The sequence below is a fragment of the Streptomyces sp. NBC_00258 genome (genome assembly GCF_036182465.1).
In the GTDB taxonomy this organism is placed as follows: domain Bacteria; phylum Actinomycetota; class Actinomycetes; order Streptomycetales; family Streptomycetaceae; genus Streptomyces.
Genome location: NZ_CP108081.1, coordinates 4,303,326 through 4,322,814, shown reverse-complemented (window position 1 = coordinate 4,322,814; position 19,489 = coordinate 4,303,326). Strand labels below are relative to the sequence as shown.

Annotated in this window: 17 protein-coding genes and 1 pseudogene; 13 read left to right on the top strand and 5 right to left on the bottom strand. The window is 71.1% G+C overall.

What is annotated here, in order from left to right:
- Positions 1-122: 122 nt before the first annotated feature.
- Together OG718_RS19110 and OG718_RS19105 are read right to left on the bottom strand one after the other, a co-directional pair.
- Positions 123-1,982, bottom strand: coding sequence for an ABC transporter ATP-binding protein (locus OG718_RS19110; protein WP_143640523.1), 1,860 nt, complete (start codon positions 1,980-1,982; stop codon positions 123-125).
- A complete protein-coding gene (locus tag OG718_RS19105; protein WP_328844667.1) occupies positions 1,979-3,862 on the bottom strand; it encodes an ABC transporter ATP-binding protein in 1,884 nt (627 codons plus the stop codon). Before OG718_RS19105 ends, OG718_RS19110 begins: the two co-directional genes overlap by 4 nt.
- A gap of 247 nt (positions 3,863-4,109) precedes the next feature.
- Here OG718_RS19105 and OG718_RS19100 point away from each other — a divergent pair, with 247 nt between their 5' ends.
- From OG718_RS19100 to OG718_RS19085, 4 genes are read left to right on the top strand one after another with little or no spacing between them, the layout of a single operon-like run.
- Positions 4,110-5,060, top strand: a complete 951-nt coding sequence (locus OG718_RS19100; protein ID WP_186001297.1) for an ABC transporter ATP-binding protein — start codon at positions 4,110-4,112, stop codon at positions 5,058-5,060.
- Positions 5,057-5,821 (top strand): ABC transporter permease, encoded by a 765-nt coding sequence (locus tag OG718_RS19095; protein ID WP_306937804.1) that lies wholly within the window; start codon positions 5,057-5,059, stop codon positions 5,819-5,821. The genes OG718_RS19100 and OG718_RS19095 overlap by 4 nt, the downstream gene beginning before the upstream one ends.
- A 25-nt stretch (positions 5,822-5,846) precedes the next feature.
- Positions 5,847-7,100, top strand: coding sequence for a sensor histidine kinase (locus OG718_RS19090; protein ID WP_143640526.1), 1,254 nt, complete (start codon positions 5,847-5,849; stop codon positions 7,098-7,100).
- On the top strand, positions 7,090-7,758 hold the full coding sequence (locus OG718_RS19085; RefSeq protein ID WP_143640527.1) for a response regulator: 669 nt from the start codon (positions 7,090-7,092) through the stop codon (positions 7,756-7,758). Before OG718_RS19090 ends, OG718_RS19085 begins: the two co-directional genes overlap by 11 nt.
- 22 nt (positions 7,759-7,780) lie before the next feature.
- Here OG718_RS19085 and OG718_RS19080 read toward each other — a convergent pair whose 3' ends face one another.
- Positions 7,781-9,187 (bottom strand): sulfatase family protein, encoded by a 1,407-nt coding sequence (locus OG718_RS19080; protein ID WP_328844666.1) that lies wholly within the window; start codon positions 9,185-9,187, stop codon positions 7,781-7,783.
- A 130-nt stretch (positions 9,188-9,317) separates the two neighbouring features.
- Positions 9,318-11,609 (bottom strand): glycogen debranching protein GlgX, encoded by a 2,292-nt coding sequence (gene glgX, locus OG718_RS19075; RefSeq protein ID WP_143640529.1) that lies wholly within the window; start codon positions 11,607-11,609, stop codon positions 9,318-9,320.
- Between the two features lie 202 nt (positions 11,610-11,811).
- On the opposite strand from glgX, the gene OG718_RS19070 reads away from it, so the two are divergent.
- The 6 genes and pseudogenes from OG718_RS19070 (at position 11,812) to OG718_RS19045 (ending at position 17,315) form a co-directional block, all read left to right on the top strand.
- On the top strand, positions 11,812-13,044 hold the full coding sequence (locus OG718_RS19070) for a L,D-transpeptidase (RefSeq protein ID WP_143640530.1): 1,233 nt from the start codon (positions 11,812-11,814) through the stop codon (positions 13,042-13,044).
- A gap of 235 nt (positions 13,045-13,279) precedes the next feature.
- Complete coding sequence (locus OG718_RS19065) at positions 13,280-14,527, top strand: L,D-transpeptidase (RefSeq protein ID WP_328844665.1); 1,248 nt, start codon at positions 13,280-13,282, stop codon at positions 14,525-14,527.
- Between the two features lie 136 nt (positions 14,528-14,663).
- On the top strand, positions 14,664-15,431 hold the full coding sequence (locus OG718_RS19060; RefSeq protein WP_143640532.1) for an enoyl-CoA hydratase/isomerase family protein: 768 nt from the start codon (positions 14,664-14,666) through the stop codon (positions 15,429-15,431).
- A gap of 260 nt (positions 15,432-15,691) precedes the next feature.
- Positions 15,692-16,300 (top strand): ATP-binding protein, encoded by a 609-nt coding sequence (locus tag OG718_RS19055; RefSeq protein WP_186001312.1) that lies wholly within the window; start codon positions 15,692-15,694, stop codon positions 16,298-16,300.
- 54 nt (positions 16,301-16,354) lie between these two features.
- Positions 16,355-16,603: pseudogene (locus OG718_RS19050) on the top strand (YncE family protein); the annotation flags it as partial.
- An 88-nt stretch (positions 16,604-16,691) separates the two neighbouring features.
- Complete coding sequence (locus tag OG718_RS19045; protein ID WP_328844664.1) at positions 16,692-17,315, top strand: ADP-ribosyltransferase; 624 nt, start codon at positions 16,692-16,694, stop codon at positions 17,313-17,315.
- Positions 17,316-17,355: 40 nt separating this feature from the next.
- Here OG718_RS19045 and OG718_RS19040 read toward each other — a convergent pair whose 3' ends face one another.
- On the bottom strand, positions 17,356-17,994 hold the full coding sequence (locus tag OG718_RS19040) for a GNAT family N-acetyltransferase (RefSeq protein WP_143640769.1): 639 nt from the start codon (positions 17,992-17,994) through the stop codon (positions 17,356-17,358).
- 66 nt (positions 17,995-18,060) lie between these two features.
- Here OG718_RS19040 and OG718_RS19035 point away from each other — a divergent pair, with 66 nt between their 5' ends.
- The 3 genes from OG718_RS19035 to OG718_RS19025 all read left to right on the top strand — a co-directional run bounded on the left by OG718_RS19035 (position 18,061) and on the right by OG718_RS19025 (position 19,465).
- On the top strand, positions 18,061-18,321 hold the full coding sequence (locus OG718_RS19035; RefSeq protein ID WP_328844663.1) for a hypothetical protein: 261 nt from the start codon (positions 18,061-18,063) through the stop codon (positions 18,319-18,321).
- Between the two features lie 62 nt (positions 18,322-18,383).
- Complete coding sequence (locus OG718_RS19030) at positions 18,384-18,596, top strand: EF-hand domain-containing protein (RefSeq protein ID WP_143640536.1); 213 nt, start codon at positions 18,384-18,386, stop codon at positions 18,594-18,596.
- A 206-nt stretch (positions 18,597-18,802) separates the two neighbouring features.
- Positions 18,803-19,465, top strand: coding sequence for an NADPH-dependent F420 reductase (locus OG718_RS19025; RefSeq protein WP_143640537.1), 663 nt, complete (start codon positions 18,803-18,805; stop codon positions 19,463-19,465).
- Positions 19,466-19,489 lie beyond the last annotated feature (24 nt).

Genomic DNA, 19,489 nt, shown 5'->3' with positions numbered 1-19,489 from the left:
TTCGCCTCCGGGGCGCCAAAGCCTGTGTCGAGGGACCGACCGTGCTCGACCCTCCTCCGTCGGGCCTCCGCGCACTCGGCCCCTCGACACAGGCGCGCCCCTTCGGCTCACTCGCTGTGCCGCTAGACCAGGCTGTCCCGCCACGCCTGGTGAAGGTCCGCGAATCTGCCCGTGTCCGCGACGAGTTGGGCGGGGCTGCCGTCCTCGACGATGTGGCCGTGCTCCATGACCAGCACCCGGTCGGCGATCTCGACGGTCGACAGACGGTGGGCGATGACGACCGCCGTCCGGCCGCGCAGGACCGTGTCCATGGCACGCTGGACGGCCCGCTCGCCCGGCACGTCCAGCGAACTGGTGGCCTCGTCCAGGATCAGCACCGCCGGATCGGCGAGCAACGCCCGGGCGAACGCCACGAGTTGACGCTGACCGGCCGAGATGCGGCCGCCCCTCTTGCGTACGTCCGTGTCGTAGCCCTCCGGCAGGGCGCTGATGAAGTCGTGGGCGCCGATGGCCTTCGCGGCCCGCTCGATGTCCTCGCGGGAGGCGTCGGGGCGGCCGATGGCGATGTTCTCCGCGACCGTGCCGGAGAACAGGAAGGCCTCCTGCGTCACCATCACCACCCCGCGGCGCAGTTCGGGCACCGAGAGCTCGCGCAGGTCGACGCCGTCGAGGAGGACCCGGCCGTCGGTGGGGTCGTAGAAGCGGGCCAGGAGCTTGGCGAGCGTCGACTTGCCCGCGCCCGTGGAGCCGACCACGGCGACGGTCTGGCCCGCCGGAAGGGTCAGCGAGAAGGGCGGGAGCACCTCGCCGCCGGTGCGGTACGTGAAGCGCACGTCGACGAACTCGACCTCGCGGCCCGGGTGTTCGGAGACGAGCTCCGGCAGCGCACGCGCCCGCGTCGGCTCCGGCACCGAGGGGACCTGGGCCAGCAGACCCGCGATCTTCTCCAGGGACGCGGCCGCCGACTGGTACGAGTTGAGGAACATGCCGAGCCGGTCGATCGGGTCGTACAGCCGGCGCAGGTACAGCACCGCGGCCGCCAGCACGCCCAGCGCCAGCGAACCCGAGGCCACCCGGTAGGCACCCCACAGCACGATCCCCGCGACCGCGGTGTTGGCCACGAGCCGGGAGCCGATGACATAGCGGGCCATCTCCAGGATGGCGTCGCCGTTGACGCGCTCGTGTCGGCTGTTCAGTACGTGGAAGTCCGCGTCGTTGACGGCCTCGCGGCGGAACGCGCGCACCGGCCGGATGCCGTTCATCGTCTCCGCGAACTTCACGATGACGGCGGCGATGGCGGTCGAGCGGACGCTGTAGATCCGTCCGGCGCGGCGCCGGTAGAGCCGGATGAGGAGGTACAGCGGCACGAACGAGGCCACGGCGACCGCGCCGAGGCCCAGGTCGAGCCAGAGCAGCAGCGCCGAGATGTAGACGAACGACAGGATGACGGTGATGAGCTCCTGGAGGCCCTCGCTGAGCAGTTCGCGCAGCGACTCGACGTCCGTCGTGGAGCGCGAGATGAGCCGGCCCGAGGTGTAGCGCTCGTGGAAGTCGACGCTGAGCGCCTGCGCGTGCCGGAAGATCCTGCCGCGCAGGTCGAGCAGGACGTCCTGGTTGACGCGGGCGGAGGTGAGGACGAAGCCGTACTGGAGCGTGCCGGCCGCCACCGACGCCAGGACGTAGGCGACCGCCACGGCGATCAGCGGACCGTGGTCGTCGCCGCGGAAGGCCGGTACGGCACGGTCGATCGCGTACGCCACGAGGAGCGGGCCCGCCTGCACGGCCGCCTGCTGGAGGAGCAGCAGGACCGCGGCGAGGACGACGCGGGCCTTCATCGGTGCGAGCAGGGAGCGCAGGAGGGTGGCCGTCGCGCGCGGGGGAGCGGGGAGGGAGTCGCGGTCGAAGGGGTCGCCGCCGCCCTTGGGCGGAGGTGCCGGCCGGTCCTCTTCGTCGGTCGGCGCGGTGGTCGTGGGCGCCGTCATCGGCCGTCCCCCTCGCTCGTCGCTGTCGCTGTCGCTGTCTCTGCCGTCCCGGACATCAGCCAGGCGTACTCGGCGCTCGTACGCAGCAGTTCGTGGTGGGTGCCGACGGCGGTGATACGCCCTTTGGAGAGCAGCGCCACCCGGTCGGCGAGCATGACCGTGGACGGGCGGTGGGCCACGACGAGGGCGGTCGTATCGGCGAGGACGCGGCGCAGGGCCGCCTCGACCAGGGCCTCCGTGTGCACGTCCAGGGCCGACAGGGGGTCGTCCAGGACGAGGAAGCGGGGTCTGCCGACCACGGCCCGCGCCAGGGCGAGGCGCTGGCGCTGGCCGCCGGAGAGGCTGAGGCCCTGCTCGCCGACCTGTGTGTCCGTGTCATGGGGCAGCGCGTGGACGAAGTCCGCCTGCGCCACGGCCAGGGCACGGTTCAGCTCGGTCTCGCCGGCGTGGGCCCCGGCGCCCATGAGGACGTTCTCCCCCACGCTCGCGGAGAAGAGGGTCGGCTCCTCGAAGGCGACCGCCACGAGTGCGCGCAGTGTTTCCCGGGGCATCTCGGTGATGTCCACGCCGTCAAGGGTGATCCGGCCCGCCGTGACCTCGTGCAGCCGGGGGACGAGCGCGGTGAGTGTCGTCTTCCCGGTGCCCGTGCCTCCCACGAGAGCCATGGTCTCGCCGGGGCGGATGTGGAGGTCGATGCGGTCGAGAACGGGAGCGGAGTCCGCCGGGGCGTCCGGGTAACGGAACCGGACGGCGTCGAAACGGAGTCCACTGGGCTTCGGATCGGGGCTGGAGCCGGGGGCCGGAGAGGGGAGGAGGGCGGAGGAGGTGCCGGTGCCGCCGGCCCCGGACTCCGGTTCCGCGTCCATCACCTCGAAGTACCGCTCCGTCGCCGTCGCCGCCTCCTGGCTCATCGCCAGCAGGAAGCCGATCGACTCGATGGGCCAGCGCAGCGCGAGAGCCGTGGAGAGGAAGGCGACCAGTGTGCCGGTGGACAGCTCGCCGTCGGCCACCTGCACCGTCCCGAGCACGAGCGCCGCGCCGATGGCGAGTTCGGGCAGGATCGTGATCGCGGCGAAGATCCAGGCGAGCAGACGCGCCTTGGCCAGCTCCGTGCCGCGCAGGGTGCGGGAGAGGTCCCGGAAGGCGAGGGCCTGACTGCGGTGGCGCCCGAAGCCCTTGATGATCCGGATGCCGAGCACGCTCTCCTCGACGAGTGTCGTCAGATCGCCGACCTGGTCCTGTGCCCGCCGCGCCACTTTCGAGTACCGCTTCTCGAAGAGCCAGCAGACGATCATCACGGGCACGGCGGGCGCGAGCAGCACCAGCCCGAGCGTCCACTCCTGGGCCAGCATGATGACGAAGCCCACCAGAATCGTCACGCCGTTGACCAGCAGGAACGTCAGCGGGAAGGCGAGGAACATCCGCAGCAGCATCAGATCCGTCGTGCCGCGCGACAGCAACTGCCCCGAGGGCCAACGGTCGTGGAACGCCACGGGCAGCCGCTGCAGATGCCGGTACAGATCCGCCCGCATCGACGCCTCGACCCCGGCGAGCGGCCGGGCCACCAGCCACCGCCGCAGTCCGAAGAGCACCGCCTCGGCGAGCCCGAGCAGCAGCAGACACAGCGCCCCGAGCCACACCCCGCCCGTGTCCCGGTCGGCCACCGGACCGTCCACGATCCACTTCAGTACGAGCGGGATCACCAGCCCCGTACACGAGGCGGCGACCGCGACGACTGCCGCCGTGAAGAGCCGGACGCGCACGGGCCGCACATACGGCCACAGGCGCAGCAGGCTTCGTACGGCGGAACGGCTCCTGGCCGGTTCGGTTTCCGGGGCTTCCTCGGCGGGGGTGTCGGCGGGTGCGGGTGTAGTGGGCATCAACGCGAGCCTACGGATCGGCACTGACAACGCCCACCGAGTTTTGGCCGGTCCCGGATCCGCCGCTGGTCCTACGACCTGCGTGTTCGACGGGTCGTACGCATGAGCGAGCGGGTCGTACGCGCAGGGCGGGAGGGCCGTCCGCTCGGTGCGGCCGGGTCGTACGACGGCATCAACCGATCGGTTGATGCGCGTTCGAGCGCGACGGCCGATGTGGCGCACCCGGCCCCGGCGGGACGCTCGGAACATGTCATCCACATCCATGATCGAAGTCACCGATCTGCGCAAGTCCTACGGCGGCAGGCCCGCCGTCGACCGTGTCTCCTTCACGGTCGAGGAGGGCGAGATCTTCGGCGTCCTCGGCCCGAACGGCGCCGGCAAGACCACCACCGTCGAATGCGTCGAGGGCCTGCGCGTGCCCGACGCGGGCCGCGTCCGGGTGACCGGCCTCGACCCCGTCACCGAGCACGCGGCCACCCGCCGAGTGCTCGGCGCGCAGCTCCAGGAGAGCGAGCTGCAGGCCAAACTCACCGTCCGCGAGGCGCTGGAGCTGTACGCCGCCTTCTACCCCAGGCCGCTCGACTGGCGTCCTCTCGCCGAACGCCTGGGCCTCACCGACAAGCTCACCACCCGCTTCGCCAAGCTCTCCGGCGGCCAGAAGCAGCGCCTGTTCATCGCGCTCGCCCTCATCGGCAACCCCCGGATCGTCGTCCTCGACGAGCTGACCACCGGCCTCGACCCGCGGGCCCGCCGCGACACCTGGGAGCTCATCGAGGACATCCGCGCGAACGGCGTCACCGTCCTGCTCGTCACGCACTTCATGGAGGAGGCGCAACGGCTCTGCGACCGGATCGCCGTGATCGACAAGGGCCGGGTGGCCGCACTCGACACCCCGGCCGGTCTGATCCGCCGCTCGGCGGGCGCCACCGTCATCAGCTTCACCCCGTCCGCCCCGCTGGACGACCGTGACCTGAACTCGCTCCCGGCGCTCGCGTCGGTCGAGTACAGGGACGGCCGCGTCACCCTGTCCGGCACCGACGAGACCGTCAACGCCGTCATCACCCTTCTCGCCCGCACCCACGTCACGGCCCACCAACTCCGCGTCACCGACGCCACGCTGGACGACGCGTTCCTCGACCTCACCAAGGACGCCGCGAAGGACGCCATGAACGACGCCACGAAGGAGGAAGCAGCATGAGCACGGCCCTCGGCGACACCGCTCTCGTCAACCCCGCCGTACTGAGGAGCGAGGTCCGCCTCTTCCGCCGGGAGCCCGGCAGCCTCTTCTGGATCCTCGGATTCCCGACCCTGCTGCTGGTGATCCTCGGCTCGATCCCCGCCTTCCGCGACGCCGACCCGGACTTCGGCGGGCTGCGCCCGGTCGACGCCTACGTCCCGGTGAGCGTGCTGCTTGGCCTGACCGTCGGCGGTCTGCAGGCGATGCCGCAGACCCTCACCGGCTACCGCGAGCGCGGCATCCTGCGCCGGATGTCCACCACCCCGGTCCGGCCCGCGGCCCTGCTGTCAGCGCAGATGCTGATGTACGGCGGGGCCGCCCTGACGTCGTCCCTGCTCGCCCTCGCGGTCGGCCGCCTCGCCTTCGACGTACGACTGCCCGAGCAGCCCTTCGGATACGCGCTGGCGCTGCTCCTCGCCGTGCTGGCGGCCCTCGCCCTGGGCGCGGTGATCTCGGCCCTGTCCCGGACGACGAAGATCGCGGGCGCCATCGGGTCGGCCGTGTTCTTCCCGGCGATGTTCTGCGCGGGTGTGTGGATGCCGGTGCAGACCATGCCCGACGTACTGGCCCGGGTCGTCGGCTACACGCCGTTCGGCGCCGCGGCAGAGGCCCTGAACCAGGCGGCGGCGGGCGACTGGCCCGGCTGGGGCCACCTGGGTGTGCTCGTGGCCTGGACGGTGCTGCTGACGGCCGCGGCGTCACGCTGGTTCCGGTGGGAGTAGGGGAGGGCCCGTGCAGACTGGGGAGATGACCGAGGCGGATCGGCGGATCGAGCACCGTTGGGACCAGCTCCACACCTGGGGTCCCTACGGGCTGCTCCTTGTCTCCACCGTCCTTTCGGTCCTCGCCGGCGAGCTCATGGAGAGTCCCGCCGAGTGGTACACGGCCGGGGCGCTGGTGGTCGCCGCGGTGGTGCTCCAGCTGTGGCACGGGCCCCGCCGTGGCCGCCGGACCCCGTCCCGCAGCGGGACCGTCTACTACGTTCTGCGGTGGGTGATCTCCTTCCCCCTCACCTGGCTGAACCCGTTCTTCGCCTTCTACGCGTCCACCGGCTACTTCGACACCGACGAACTGATGTCCGGAACGCGCCGGCAGCGGCTCGGCCTCTTCGCCACCGTCGTCGTGGTGGCGGGCGCGCAGGCCGGCGGGCTGCCGTTCCGCAGCCCGGTCCAGTGGGTGCTGTTCGGCGTGATGATCGTCGCGAACAACGCCCTGATGATGGTGGTCGGCCACCTCAACCAGCAGGAGGAGCAGCGCTCCCGCGAGCGGGCCGGGACCATCGCCGAACTCGAACGCACCAACACCGCCCTGCAACAGGCCCTCGACGAGAACGCCGCCCTGCACGCCCAACTCCTCGTCCAGGCAAGGGAGGCAGGGGTCGCCGACGAACGCCGGCGCCTCGCCGCCGAGATCCACGACACCATTGCCCAGGGCCTGACCGGCATCATCGCCCAGCTCCAGGTCGTCGCGAGCGCCCCCGACCTGCCCACCGCCCGCACCCATCTCGACCGCGCCTCCACCCTCGCGCGCCACAGCCTCGGCGAGGCCCGCCGCTCCGTGCAGAACCTCGCCCCCGTGGCCCTGGAGAACGACGGACTGCCCGAAGCCCTGAAGAAGACGGTCGCCGAATGGGGCGAACGGACGGGCGTACGCGCCGAGTTCACCGTCACCGGCACCACCGAGCAACTCCACGAGGAGATCTCGGCGACCCTCCTGCGCATCGCCCAGGAGGCCCTGTCCAACGCCTCCCGGCACGCCCACGCCACCCGCCTCGGCCTCACCCTGACCTTCCTCGGCGAGGAGGTGATCCTGGACATCCGCGACGACGGCCGCGGCTTCGACCCGCTCGCCGTCCCCGCCCGCTCCACCGCCGCCGGTTTCGGCCTCGACGGCATGCGCGCCCGCGCCGAACGCGTCGCCGGCTCCCTCGCCGTCGAGTCCGAGCCGGGCCTCGGCACGGCCCTCTCCGCTCGCGTACCGTTGGTACGCCATGACAGATGACGCGACAGACGACGGCACGGAAGAGGGGACGATCTCCCTCCTCGTCGTGGACGACCATCCCGTCGTACGGGACGGTCTGCGCGGCATGTTCGAGTCCGCGCCCGGATTCCGCGTACTGGGAGAGGCGTCGAACGGCGTCGAGGCGGTCGGGAAGGCCGCCGCGCTCGACCCCGACGTGATCCTCATGGACCTGCGCATGCCGGGCGGCGGGGGTGTCGAGGCGATCGCGCACCTCACCCGCGCGGGCGCCCGCGCCAAGATCCTCGTCCTGACGACGTACGACACCGACTCCGACACGATCCCCGCGATCGAGGCGGGCGCGACGGGTTACCTCCTCAAGGACGCGCCCCGCGACGAGCTCTTCACCGCCGTACGGGCGGCCGCCCAGGGCCGTACGGTCCTCTCCCCGGCCGTGGCCTCCCGGCTGGTCTCCGCGGTCCGTACGCCCAGGGCCCCCGGCAACGAGCCGCTCTCCGCCCGCGAACGCGAGGTCCTGACCCTGGTCGCCAAGGGCACGTCCAACCGCGAGATCGCCCGCGAACTCTTCATCAGCGAGGCGACGGTGAAGACCCACCTCACCCACCTGTACGCCAAGCTGGGCGTCAAGGACCGGGCGGCGGCGGTGGCGACGGCCTACGACCGGGGAATCCTGGGCTGATCCGCCCGACTGCATCGCCCGACTACGCGGTCGGGTACGGGAGCAGGCCGTCCGCGACCTTCTCCCACGACGCCTTCAGCTCGGCCAGCAACTCCGGCCTGTCCGGGGCGAGGTCGGCCTGCTCGCGGGAGTCGGCGGCGAGGTTGTAGAGGTGGTCCTCGCCGGTCTCGTCCCGGTAGTACTTCCAGTCGCCGCGCCGCAGGGCCCGGTTGGCCCGGACCCGCCAGAACAGGTCCCGCTCGGGCACGTCCTCGCCCCGCAGCAGGTATCCGGCGAGGCTCCTGCCGTCCAGCGGGTAGGCCGGGTCGGGCCGGGCGCCGCCCAGTTCCAGGAGCGTGGCTGTCCAGTCGGGGGAGAAGTTCGGCTCGTGGCTGACCTGGCGGCCGTCGATCCGGGTGGGCCAGCGCACGATGGCCGGCACCCGGATACCGCCCTCCAGGAGCACGAACTTCTCTCCGCTGAGCGGCCAGTTGTACGAGTAGCGCTCCCCGCCGTTGTCGCTGGCGAACAGCACCAGCGTGTTCTCCTCCTGCCCGGACCTGCGCAGCGCCGCGAGCACCTCGCCGACGGCCGCGTCCAGGCTCTCCACCATCTGCGTGTACTTCTCGACCGAGCCGCCGTCGTAGTGGTTGAGAGCCCTGGAGACCTCCGCCTGGCTCTTCGCGGCCCGGATCTTCGCGGCGATCTCGGCACCGGTCTCCGCGTCGTCCTCCGCGAGCCAGGGCCAGTGCGGGGTCGTGAAGTTGAGGTTCAGCAGCCACGGCTTGTCGTGGTCCCGGCCGACGTACTCCACGGCCCGTTCGGTGAGGACCTCGGTGTAGTAGCGCAGGTCCTGGTACTCGGCGTCACCCTCGTAGAGGTCGTAGGTGCCCAGCTGGCCGAGCTTGGAGAAGTACTCCAGTACGCCGCCGAAGTTGCCGAAGAACTCGTCCCAGCCGGACTTGGTGGGGCTGTAGTCGGGCAGCCAGCCGCAGTGCCACTTGCCGATCAGAGCGGTCGAGTAGCCCGCCTTCTTCAACTGGGAGGCGAGCGTGGGGTGGTTCGGGTCGAGCCCCTGGGCCTTGTTCGCGATCGGCTCGGCAAGACCGCCCGGCGTCCGGCCCGGGTAGCGCCCCGTGTAGAGGCTGAACCGGGTCGGAGAGCAGGTCGCGGACCCGGAGTACGCGTCGGTGAACCGCACCCCCTGCCGGGCCAGCCGGTCCAGGTTCGGCGTCTTGATGTGCGGGGCGCCGTAGGAGGAGAGGTCGGCCCAGCCGAGGTCGTCGCCGAGGATGACCAGGAGGTTGGGGCGTTTGCCGGCGGCGGCGGGGCGCGCCTTGAAGGGGCGTTCGGCGGGCGCGGCCCCGGCGGCGGTGGCCGTACTGGCGACGGCGGTCACGGCACCGCCACCGACGAGACCAGCGAAGGCGCGGCGGGATATTTCAGGCATGCGGAATCCTTGCGGGGAGAGAGGGAGTGGCATCAGTGTGATCAGCCGGTCACCCTCATGGCCAGGAATCCCGCGCGGAGTTCACGGTCCTGAAACGTTGTCTCGGTCGGCCTCCTTCACCCGGCCACCCTCAACTCGCCACCTTCAGCAACATCACCGCCCGCGCCGGCACAGTGATCGCCGCCCCCGCCCGGTGCACCACCCCGGGCGTCTCCCCCTGCTCCTCCCGCGACGTGTCGACGACGACCTCGTACTGCTCCGCCCACGGCGGTCCGGGCAGGACGAAGCTCGCGGGCCGGTCGCCCGCGTGCAGGACGGCCAGGAAGCTGTCGTCCGTGACCGGCACGCCCCGCGCGTCCCGGCCGGGGATGTCCCGTCCGGACAGGTACATACCGAGCGTCGCCGCGGGCGCGTACCAGTCCCGTTCCGTCATCTCCGCTCCGCGGGCCGTGAACCACGCCAGGTCGCGCAGCCCGTCGGCCGAGTGGGCCCGGCCGGAGAAGAAGGCACGCCGCCGCAGCACGGGATGGGCGTGGCGGAGGGCGATCAGACGGGCGGTCAGGTCGAAGAGGGCCCGCCAGTCGGGATCGTCGAGCAGGGTCCAGTCGATCCAGCTGATCTCGTTGTCCTGGCAGTACGCGTTGTTGTTGCCCCCCTGGGTCCGCCCCAGCTCGTCCCCCGCGACCAGCATCGGCACACCCGTGGACAGCAGCAGGGTGGTCAGGAGGTTGCGCAACTGACGGCGCCGCAGACCCTGTACGCGGGCGTCCTCCGTCTCGCCCTCCGTCCCGCAGTTCCAGGCGCGGTTGTCGTCGGTGCCGTCCCGGTTGCCCTCGCCGTTGGCCTCGTTGTGCTTGCGCTCGTACGACACCAGGTCCCGCAGGGTGAAACCGTCGTGGGCCGTCACGAAGTTCACCGAGGCGTACGGCCGCCGCCCGCCCCACGCGTACAGGTCGCTCGACCCCGACAGCCGGTACCCGAGATCCCGTACGTCCGGCAGCGCGCCCCGCCAGAAGTCCCGTACGGCGTTGCGGTAGCGGTCGTTCCACTCGGTCCACAGGGGAGGGAAGGCCCCGACCTGATAGCCGCCGGAGCCGACGTCCCACGGCTCGGCGATCAGCTTCACCCGGCGCAGCACCGGGTCCTGGGCGATGACGGCCAGGAACGGGGACAGCATGTCGACGTCGTGCATGGAGCGGGCCAGCGCGGCCGCCAGGTCGAACCGGAAGCCGTCCACCCCCATCTCCGTCACCCAGTACCGCAGCGAGTCCGTGATCAGGCGCAGGACATGCGGCTGAACGACGTGCAGGGTGTTGCCGCAGCCCGTGTAGTCCGTGTACCGCCGGGCGTCGCTCTGCAGCCGGTAGTAGCCGCGGTTGTCGATGCCGCGCAGCGACAGCGTGGGGCCCAGCTCGCCCGCCTCGGCCGTGTGGTTGTAGACCACGTCGAGGATGACCTCGATACCGGCGGCGTGCAGCGACCGCACCATGCTCTTGAACTCGCCGACCTGCTGGCCGGTCGTCCCCGAGGCCGCGTACCCGGCGTGCGGTGCGAAGTAGCCGATCGAGTTGTAGCCCCAGTAGTTCTTCATGCCCCGGCGCAGCAGATGGTCCTCGTGCGCGAACTGGTGCACCGGCAGCAGTTCCACCGCCGTCACGCCCAGCTTCACCAGGTGCTCGATGGCCGCCGGGTGCGCCAGCCCCGCGTACGTGCCCCGCAGTTCCTCCGGGATGTCCGGGTGCAGCTTCGTGAAGCCGCGCACGTGCAGTTCGTAGATGACCGAGTCCGCCCAGGGCGTCTTCGGGCGGCGGTCGTCCGTCCATTCGTCGTCGGGCGCGTCGTCGTGGACGACGACACCCTTGGGGACGTACGGAGCGGAGTCCCGGTCGTCGCGCACAGTGTCCGCGACCTGCTGCTGGGGCCAGTCGCGCACATGCCCGTACACCTCCGGCGGCAGCGTGAAGTCGCCGTCCACGGCACGGGCGTACGGATCGAGGAGCAGCTTCGCGGGGTTCCAGCGGGCGCCGGTCCACGGGTCCCAGCGGCCGTGCACCCGGAAGCCGTACCGCTGCCCGGGCCGCACGCCGGGCACGAAACCGTGCCAGATCTCGTGGGTCAGCTCGGTGAGGGGCACCCGGATCTCGGTGCTCGCGCCGTCCGCGCCTCCGGAGACGCCGTCGTAGTCGAAGAGGCACAGCTCGACGGACTCGGCGCCGCCCGCCCACAGCGCGAAGTTGGTGCCCGAGACACCGTCGGGACCGGTCCGGAAACGCGCCCCGAGCGGGGTCGGCGCACCGGGCCACACGGGGACGGCCGGCGCGACGCGCGGACTGCCGTTCAGCACGGGGGCGGGCTGCGCGGGCAGCCCGGCGCCCGGGGCGCGCCCCTCCTGCACTGCCTCCTGCTCGGCTGCGCTCGACACCTCACGGCCTCCTGCGGCTCGATGGGAGCGACGCGCGGGGATGCCCATGGCGTCCCGGCCACGGCTCCCCGTCGCGTCGTCCTTCCCACTGTTCTGCCCAGCGCCGGGCTCGCACTCACGTTTCCCCAGGAGGGGGCTGCGCGGCCTCGTGCGGATGAGGCCCGCCCCACTTCCCCGGGGCCGCTTCCTCGTTGGGCCCCACGTGATGCACGCACAGACGCGCGCGGCGCGCGCAGGGGCCACGCTGGCCGCCGTACTGACATGGGCCGGACTGCTGGCCGGAGCCGCGGGATGCACCTCGCACGGCGTGGACAAGGTGCTCGGCAAGCCCCGTTCGCCCGAGAACACGATCCGTGTCTCACCGGACGACGGCAGCAAGGCCGTACGCCCCGAGGAGAGCCTGCGGGTACGGGTGCCGGCCGGGCGCCTGGAGTCGGTGAAGGTCGTCAGGTCCCAGGACGCGCAGGACTTCCCGGTGCCCGGCCGGATCGCCGAGGACGGCATGACCTGGCGGCCGGACGAGCCCCGACTTGCCCTGGCCGCCAAGTACTCCGTCGACGTGGTCGCGCTGGACGGCCACGGCCGCCGGGTGGCCAGGCACGCGACGTTCACGACGTCCGTCCCCGACGAGCGCTTCATCGGCTACGTGATGCCCGAGAACCGCTCCACGGTCGGCACCGGAATGATCGTTTCGCTGGACTTCAACCGGGTGATCGAGAACCGCGCGGCCGTCGAGCGCGCCGTCCGTGTGACCTCCGTGCCGGAGGTGGAGATCGCCCCGCACTGGTTCGGCGAGAAGCGTCTGGACTTCCGGCCCGAGGAGTACTGGAAGCCGGGCACGAAGGTCACCGTCGCGCTGCGGCTGCGCGACGTCGAGGCGGCCCCCGGCGTGTACGGACTGCAGTACAAGACCTTCTCGTTCACGGTCGGCCGCAGCCAGGTCAGCCTCGTCGACGCCGCCGCCCACACCATGGAGGTACGCCGCGACGGCGAGGTCCTCTCCACCGTGCCGATCACCGCGGGCGCCCCCAAGAGCACGACGTACAACGGGAAGATGGTGGTCACCGAGATGCTGGAGGTGACCCGGATGAACGGCGCGACGGTCGGCTTCACCGACGCCGACGGCAAGGGCGAGTACGACATCCCCGACGTGCCGCACGCGCTGCGCCTCACCACCTCCGGGACCTTCCTGCACGGCAACTACTGGGCGCAGGGCGTCTTCGGCACCGCCAATGTCAGCCACGGCTGCGTGGGCCTGCGCGATGTGAAGGGCGGCAGCTCCGCGACCCCGGCGGGCTGGTTCTTCGACCGCAGCCTCATCGGTGACGTCGTCGAAGTCGTCAACAGCAATGACAAGAAGGTCGCTCCTGACAACGGCCTCGGCGGGTGGAACATGGGATGGAAGGCCTGGAAAGCGGGCTCCGCGGTGAAGTAGCCGGACATAGGGGTACGGACAAGACGTACGCCGGTGGCACCACGGGCTGTTGAAGTTGGGACTGAACGGTGACAATCCCAGGAGGCCAACGCTCCTGGCGGTGTGATTAATTAGCGCGATACACGCGTGGGACGCGGCTGTGAGCTGCGGGCTCCCGCCATGGGCCCAGGCGTCACGGGGCGACCATCGATGGGTAGTGCGGGCCTTGATCAGGCCGTGCGAGGGGAGAACGAACTTGAACGGGCGACCGATATCGGGGGCGTCGGTTGGCGCGCGGACACGGCGTGGAAAGGGGGCCCTGGCGCTGGCGCTGGGGACCCTGATGCTCGTCGTGACCGCATGCGGCGGGGGAGGGGACTCGGATTCCGGGTCCGGCTCGGGGAAGGGCGGGGGCAAGGATTCGGGCCAGGCGGACACCAAGGTCTCGCAGGCGGTCGTGACCGTGGCCCCGAAGGACGGCGCCAACGGTGTGAAGACCAGCGGCGCGCTCAAGGTGACGGCGGCCAAGGGCAAGCTGACCGAGGTCGAGGTCGAGGACACCAAGGGCAACCCGGTCGAGGGGAAGATCACCGACGGGGGCGCGACCTGGACGCCCGCCACGCATCTCGCCGCGTCCACCAAGTACAAGGTCCACGCGGTGGCCAAGGACTCCGAGGGCCGTGAGTCGGCGGAGGAGTCGGCGTTCACCACGCTGACCCCGAAGAACACGTTCGTCGGCATCTTCACGCCGGAGGACGGCTCGAAGGTCGGCGTCGGGATGTCCTTCTCGGTCAACTTCACACGGGGGATCACGCACCCCGAGGACGTCGAGAAGGCGATAGACATCAAGACCGAGCCGGCGGTCGACGTCGAGGGCCACTGGTTCGGCAACGACCGCCTCGACTTCCGCCCCGAGAAGTACTGGAAGCCCGGTACGAAGGTCACCGTGAAGCTCAACCTCGACGGCGTCGAGGGCCGGCCCGGTGTCTACGGCGAGCAGGCCAAGACCGTGAAGTTCACGATAGGCCGCAGCCAGGTCTCCACCGTCGACGTCAAGACCAAGAAGATGACCGTCAAGCGCGACGGCAAGGTCATCAAGACCATCCCGGTCACGACGGGCAAGCCCGGCTACGAGACCTGGAACGGCCAGATGGTCATCACCGAGCGCCTCCGGGTGACCCGGATGAACGGTGAGACGGTCGGCTACGGCGGCGAGTACGACATCAAGGACGTGCCGGACGCGATGCGGCTGACCACGTCGGGCACCTTCATCCACGGCAACTACTGGGGCGGCGACGCCTTCGGCAACTACAACGCCAGCCACGGCTGCATCGGCCTGCGCGACCAGCGCGGCGGCGGCGACCGCGGCGCACCGGCCGCCTGGTTCTTCGACCGCTCGATCGTCGGTGACGTGGTGGTCGTGAAGAACTCCAACGACCGGATCGTGGACCCGGACAACGGGCTCAACGGCTGGAACATGTCGTGGGAGAAGTGGAAGGCGTGACGGTCCGCGGACGGGGGCGGCACTGACCACGCTTCTCCCGGCCCGCGTTGTCGCGGCTCGTACGGCCCCGGTGTGCTGCTCCTCTGTGACGCAGCACACCGGGGCCGTTGTCGTTAGCCTTCGTTAACCTGCCTTCATGACTGTGCATCTCGAAGTCGCCGAAGGTGTCGGCACGATCCGTCTCGACCGCCCGCCCATGAACGCGCTGGACGTCGCCACACAGGACCGCCTCAAGGAGCTCGCCGAGGAGGCCGCGCGCCGCGAGGACGTGCGCGCGGTGATCCTCTACGGCGGCGAGAAGGTGTTCGCGGCGGGCGCGGACATCAAGGAGATGCAGGCCATGGACCATACGGCGATGGTCGTACGCTCCCGGGCCCTGCAGGACTCCTTCACCGCAGTGACCCGCATCCCCAAGCCGGTCGTCGCCGCGGTCACGGGTTACGCACTGGGCGGGGGCTGCGAGTTGGCGCTCTGCGCCGACTTCCGCATCGCCGCGGACAACGCCAAGCTGGGCCAGCCGGAGATCCTGCTCGGGCTGATCCCGGGCGCCGGCGGCACCCAGCGCCTGTCCCGCCTGATCGGCCCCTCCAAGGCCAAGGACCTCATCTTCACCGGCCGCATGGTCAAGGCCGACGAGGCCTTGTCGCTCGGCCTGGTGGACCGGGTCGTACCGGCCGGCGAGGTGTACACCGAGGCGCACGCGTGGGCCGCGAAACTGGCCCAGGGGCCGGCGCTCGCGCTGCGCGCCGCCAAGGAGTCCGTCGACGCGGGCCTGGAGACGGACATCGAGACCGGGCTCGCCATCGAACGCAACTGGTTCGCGGGGCTGTTCGCCACCGAGGACCGGGAGCGGGGGATGAAGAGCTTCGTGGAGGAGGGCCCGGGCAAGGCGAAGTTCCTCTGACAGGGGCCGCGGCAGGAAGTCGTGGGTGTCTGCGGCAGGGGTTGCGGGTGTCCGTGGCAAGGGATTGCGGGTGCCGGGAAAGTCACCCGTCGAATTCCGCTGATCCACTTGCAGTTGACGCGATGTCTTACCCGCGTCCCTCGAAGGGGCGGTTTATCCGAGGGTTAAGGCAACCTTAAGACTTCCTTGTCGAGGGCGGCGGGCGATTGCCCCGACGAGGCCTTTTCCCGCAGGCCAGGCAGGCTGTGGTCGCCCCCGAACTGCCGTTGGCATATGCCGATCGAATCGTGCGGAATGGGGGGTTCCGGGGGGCGTATTCCTCCGGAACGCCCCCAACGAGGCCTCTGGGCGGCCATGATGGGGGCATGGCGGGGCTGGAGGGTATCGAACAGCCGCGGCGGCACGGGAGTGCGACCGCGGCGCGCTGGTCGCCCGCGGTCGAGGACGAACACGCGCTCAAGGCGCTGGAGTTGTTCGGCAATCCGACCGAGGGGGAGGTGCCGTTGCCCTCCCGGCCCGAGTCCGCGGCCACCGCGCGTCGGCTCACCCAGGTCGTGGTTCTGCGCCACTGGGGGCTCTCGCCGAAGATGACCGAGGACGCGGTCCTGCTCGTCTCGGAGTTGGTGGGCAACGCCGTGCGGCACACGGGTGCGCGGGTGTTCGGGCTCCGGATGCGCCGCCGTCGGGGCTGGATCCGCGTCGAGGTCCGTGACCCCTCCCGTGGCCTTCCCTGCCTCATGCCGGTCCAGGAGATGGACGTCAGCGGCCGAGGCCTCTTCCTCGTCGACAAACTCTCCGACCGCTGGGGCGTGGATCTCCTGCCTCGCGGCAAGACGACGTGGTTCGAAATGAGGGTGGCGGACCGTTAGGGCTATTCGCCCGGCGGGGCGAAATCCGTAAGCAGGCGATCCGCCCCACCCGTCGACTTCACCCAGGACCGGCTCACCAAGAAGTGGCACCTCCCGGACGGCGGCAGCCCCGACACGGGCGGCGTCTCGGCCGACGGCAAGGTCCTGTGGCTGTCGGGCCGTTGCAACTCCGAGGTGTACGCCATCGACACCGGGACCGGTGCCCAGCTCGCCCGCATCCCGGTCGGCAACGGCCCGCACGGCCTCGCGGCCCATCCCCGGCCGGGCCGCTACTCCCTCGGCCACACGGGCATCCTCCGCTGAGACGGCCGAGGCAACGTCCGTCGGCGGCGCGCCGCCGAACGAGTGAGGATCCACGGCCCGCCCCCGCGGAACCGAGATCGTGCTGTTCATGATCACAACTCGCCTGCGGCGGTGGGCCGCTGCCGTCGTCCTGTCCCTCTCGGCCGTCTTCGCGACGTCCGCGGCGACGCTCCCCGCCGACACCACGACGAAGGCACCCACGGCTTTCGCCGCGAAGGCCGCCGCCCCCACCTGTCCCCAGTTCGCCGACCCGGTCCATGCCGCCGCGGACCACCGCGTGGAGGTCGACCGCATCACGCCCGAGCCCGTCTGGCGCAAGACCTGCGGCACGCTCTACCGCAGCGACGGCCGCGGCCCCTCGATCGTCTTCGAGCAGGGCCTCCACCCGCGGGACGTCATCAACGGCCAGTACGACATCGAGCAGTACGTCCTGGTCAACCAGCCCTCCCCGTACGTCTCCACGACCTACGACCACGACCTCTACAAGACGTGGTGGAAGAGCGGCTACAACTACTACATCGACGCCCCCGGCGGCGTGGACGTCAACAAGACCATCGGCGACACCCACAAGTGGGCCGACCAGGTCGAGGTCGCCTTTCCCGGCGGTATCGAGCGGAAGTACATCATCGGCGTCTGCCCGGTCGACAAGAAGACCAAGACCGAGATCATGAGCGACTGCGAGAGCAACCCGCACTACGAGCCCTGGCACTGAGCCCCGGCCCCCGACCCGACGCCGGCCCGTCGCTCGCTCCCTAGCGGGCGATCAGCAGTGCCTCCGCCCCGACCGGGCGGAACCCGGCCGCCTGGAAGGCCCGTACGCTGCGGGCGTTCCCGGCGGCCTGCTGCGCCCAGACCGGCTCGCCCCCGCCCAGATGCCGGGCGGCCACGGCGAGCGCCCGCCCCAGCCCCCGGTGCCGTACCCCCTCGGCCACCTCGATCGCGGCCTCCAGCCGCCCCGCGACCCCGCGCCCCAGGACGAGTACGCCGCCGTCGGCGGCCCACACCCGCACGTCGTCCCGCCGCTTGCGGGCCCGGGCGACCCGGGGATGGCCGGGATCGTCGAGTTCCGTCAGCCGCAGCGGAGGCGGGCCGGACAGTGGCGCGGCGACCGTCAGCAGGTCGATCGTGTCCGTCGTACGCCCCGTACGCTCCATGAACGCCGCGAGGAACCGCGGGTTCATCGTCGCGGCGAGCGGATCGCAGTCGGCGGCGGCCAGCGTTTCGCGCACCCAGCCCTCCCCCTCGTCGGTGAACACGACGGAGTGCGCGGTGAAGGCGATGACCCCGGCGTCCCGGTGAGCGTGCTGAGGCACGACCGTCGTACCGCCGTCCGGCGGCGGGAAGACTCCTCGCGCCGCCGCGTCGAGAATGTCCCGCAGAGTGCCGGCCACCGCGCCGCCCCTTCCCTCGCCCGCCACTTGAGTCTCCACCCACTGGAAGGCTCCAGACTCCACCCCATGATCGACGACGGCACCGGGCTGCTCACCATCGGGCGGCTCTCCCGGAGCTGGGCCTCGGCCTGGACGACGTACGCCCCGGAGGCCGCCACGGTCCTGGCCGAGCTGCTCGGCGACGCCGACAGGGCCGCCGTACTGGAACGCATGGTGTCGGCGAGCCGGGCCGAGCTCGCCCGCTTCCGGGAACTGCCGGCGCTCGTACGGGGGCCGAGCCGCTGCGCACGCACCGGGAGGAGTCCGCGTGGGTGGTCGCCGCGCTGAGCGCCGAGCTCGGCAGCTAATCTGACCTCGGCAAGTACGGCACATCAGAAGGGGCGGGTCCGGTGGCGGACATCGAGGAAGCACGCAAGGCGTTCGAGCGCATCGACGTGGACGGGGACGGCTACATCACCGCCGCCGAGTTCAAGAAGGCCCTGGCTCAGGGCGGCGACTGGAACGTCACCGAGTCGGTGGCCGAGGCCGTGATCGCCGCCCGGGACCTCAACAGCGACAAGCTGCTGTCGTTCGACGAGTTCTGGTCCCACCTGAACAAGTAGCCGAACGCGAGGGGCGCTCCTGCCGGACGGGCGGGGGCGCCCTTTGCCGTGCGGGCGCGCGACCGGTCACGCGACGGCCGGGACAGCGGTTTCCGGACGTTCGAAACGCTGTGCGGCCTTTCGGGTGATGGCCCGGAATAGCCCGCTTGCCCCGGAGGTTGGTGTTCCACATCGGAGTCATCGACCCCCGGAAGGGCGCGCGAGCCATGAAGATCGGCATCATCGGAGCGGGCAACATCGGCGGCAACCTCACCCGGCGGCTCACCGCCCTCGGTCACGAGGTGTCCGTCGCCAACTCCCGAGGTCCGGGGACCCTCACCGCACTGGCCGAGGAGACCGGCGCGACACCCGTCCCGGTCGGGGAGGCGGCACGCGGCGCCGAGCTCGTCGTGGTCACCATCCCCCTGAAGGCGGTCCCGAACCTGCCGTCCGGGCTCTTCGACGAGGCCGCCGACGGGGCCGTCGTCATCGACACCGGCAACTACTACCCCCGGCAGCGGGACGGAAAGATCGCCGCGATCGAGGACGAGGGCCTGACGGAGAGCCGCTGGACGGCCCGGCAACTCGGCCACACGGTCGTCAAGGCCTTCAACGGTACGTACGCCCAGGACATCCTCGACCGCCACCGCCCGGCCGGCGCCCCGGACCGCATCGCCCTCCCGGTCGCCGCCGACGACGCGTCCGCCAAGCAGGTCGTCCGCGACCTCATCGACGAACTCGGCTTCGACACGGTCGACGCGGGCTCCCTCGACGACTCCTGGCGCCAGCAGCCCGGCACCCCGGTCTACGGCCTCCAGGAAGGCGTGGACGCGGTGACGAAGGCCCTGTCGGAGGCGCCGCGGGAGCGCTCGGCGGACTTCAGGGCGTAGGGCTCCGGCGCCCGCCGGGACGAT

Bases quoted from the DNA above. Each gene is read 5' to 3' on its own strand.
- OG718_RS19110 (WP_143640523.1), bottom strand. From the start codon at position 1,982: ATGACGGCGCCCACGACCACCGCGCCGACCGACGAAGAGGACCGGCCG.
- OG718_RS19105 (WP_328844667.1), bottom strand. From the start codon at position 3,862: ATGCCCACTACACCCGCACCCGCCGACACCCCCGCCGAGGAAGCCCCG.
- OG718_RS19100 (WP_186001297.1), top strand. From the start codon at position 4,110: ATGTCATCCACATCCATGATCGAAGTCACCGATCTGCGCAAGTCCTAC.
- OG718_RS19095 (WP_306937804.1), top strand. From the start codon at position 5,057: ATGAGCACGGCCCTCGGCGACACCGCTCTCGTCAACCCCGCCGTACTG.
- OG718_RS19090 (WP_143640526.1), top strand. From the start codon at position 5,847: ATGACCGAGGCGGATCGGCGGATCGAGCACCGTTGGGACCAGCTCCAC.
- OG718_RS19085 (WP_143640527.1), top strand. From the start codon at position 7,090: ATGACAGATGACGCGACAGACGACGGCACGGAAGAGGGGACGATCTCC.
- OG718_RS19080 (WP_328844666.1), bottom strand. From the start codon at position 9,187: ATGCCTGAAATATCCCGCCGCGCCTTCGCTGGTCTCGTCGGTGGCGGT.
- OG718_RS19060 (WP_143640532.1), top strand. From the start codon at position 14,664: ATGACTGTGCATCTCGAAGTCGCCGAAGGTGTCGGCACGATCCGTCTC.
- OG718_RS19045 (WP_328844664.1), top strand. From the start codon at position 16,692: ATGATCACAACTCGCCTGCGGCGGTGGGCCGCTGCCGTCGTCCTGTCC.
- OG718_RS19035 (WP_328844663.1), top strand. From the start codon at position 18,061: ATGATCGACGACGGCACCGGGCTGCTCACCATCGGGCGGCTCTCCCGG.
- OG718_RS19025 (WP_143640537.1), top strand. From the start codon at position 18,803: ATGAAGATCGGCATCATCGGAGCGGGCAACATCGGCGGCAACCTCACC.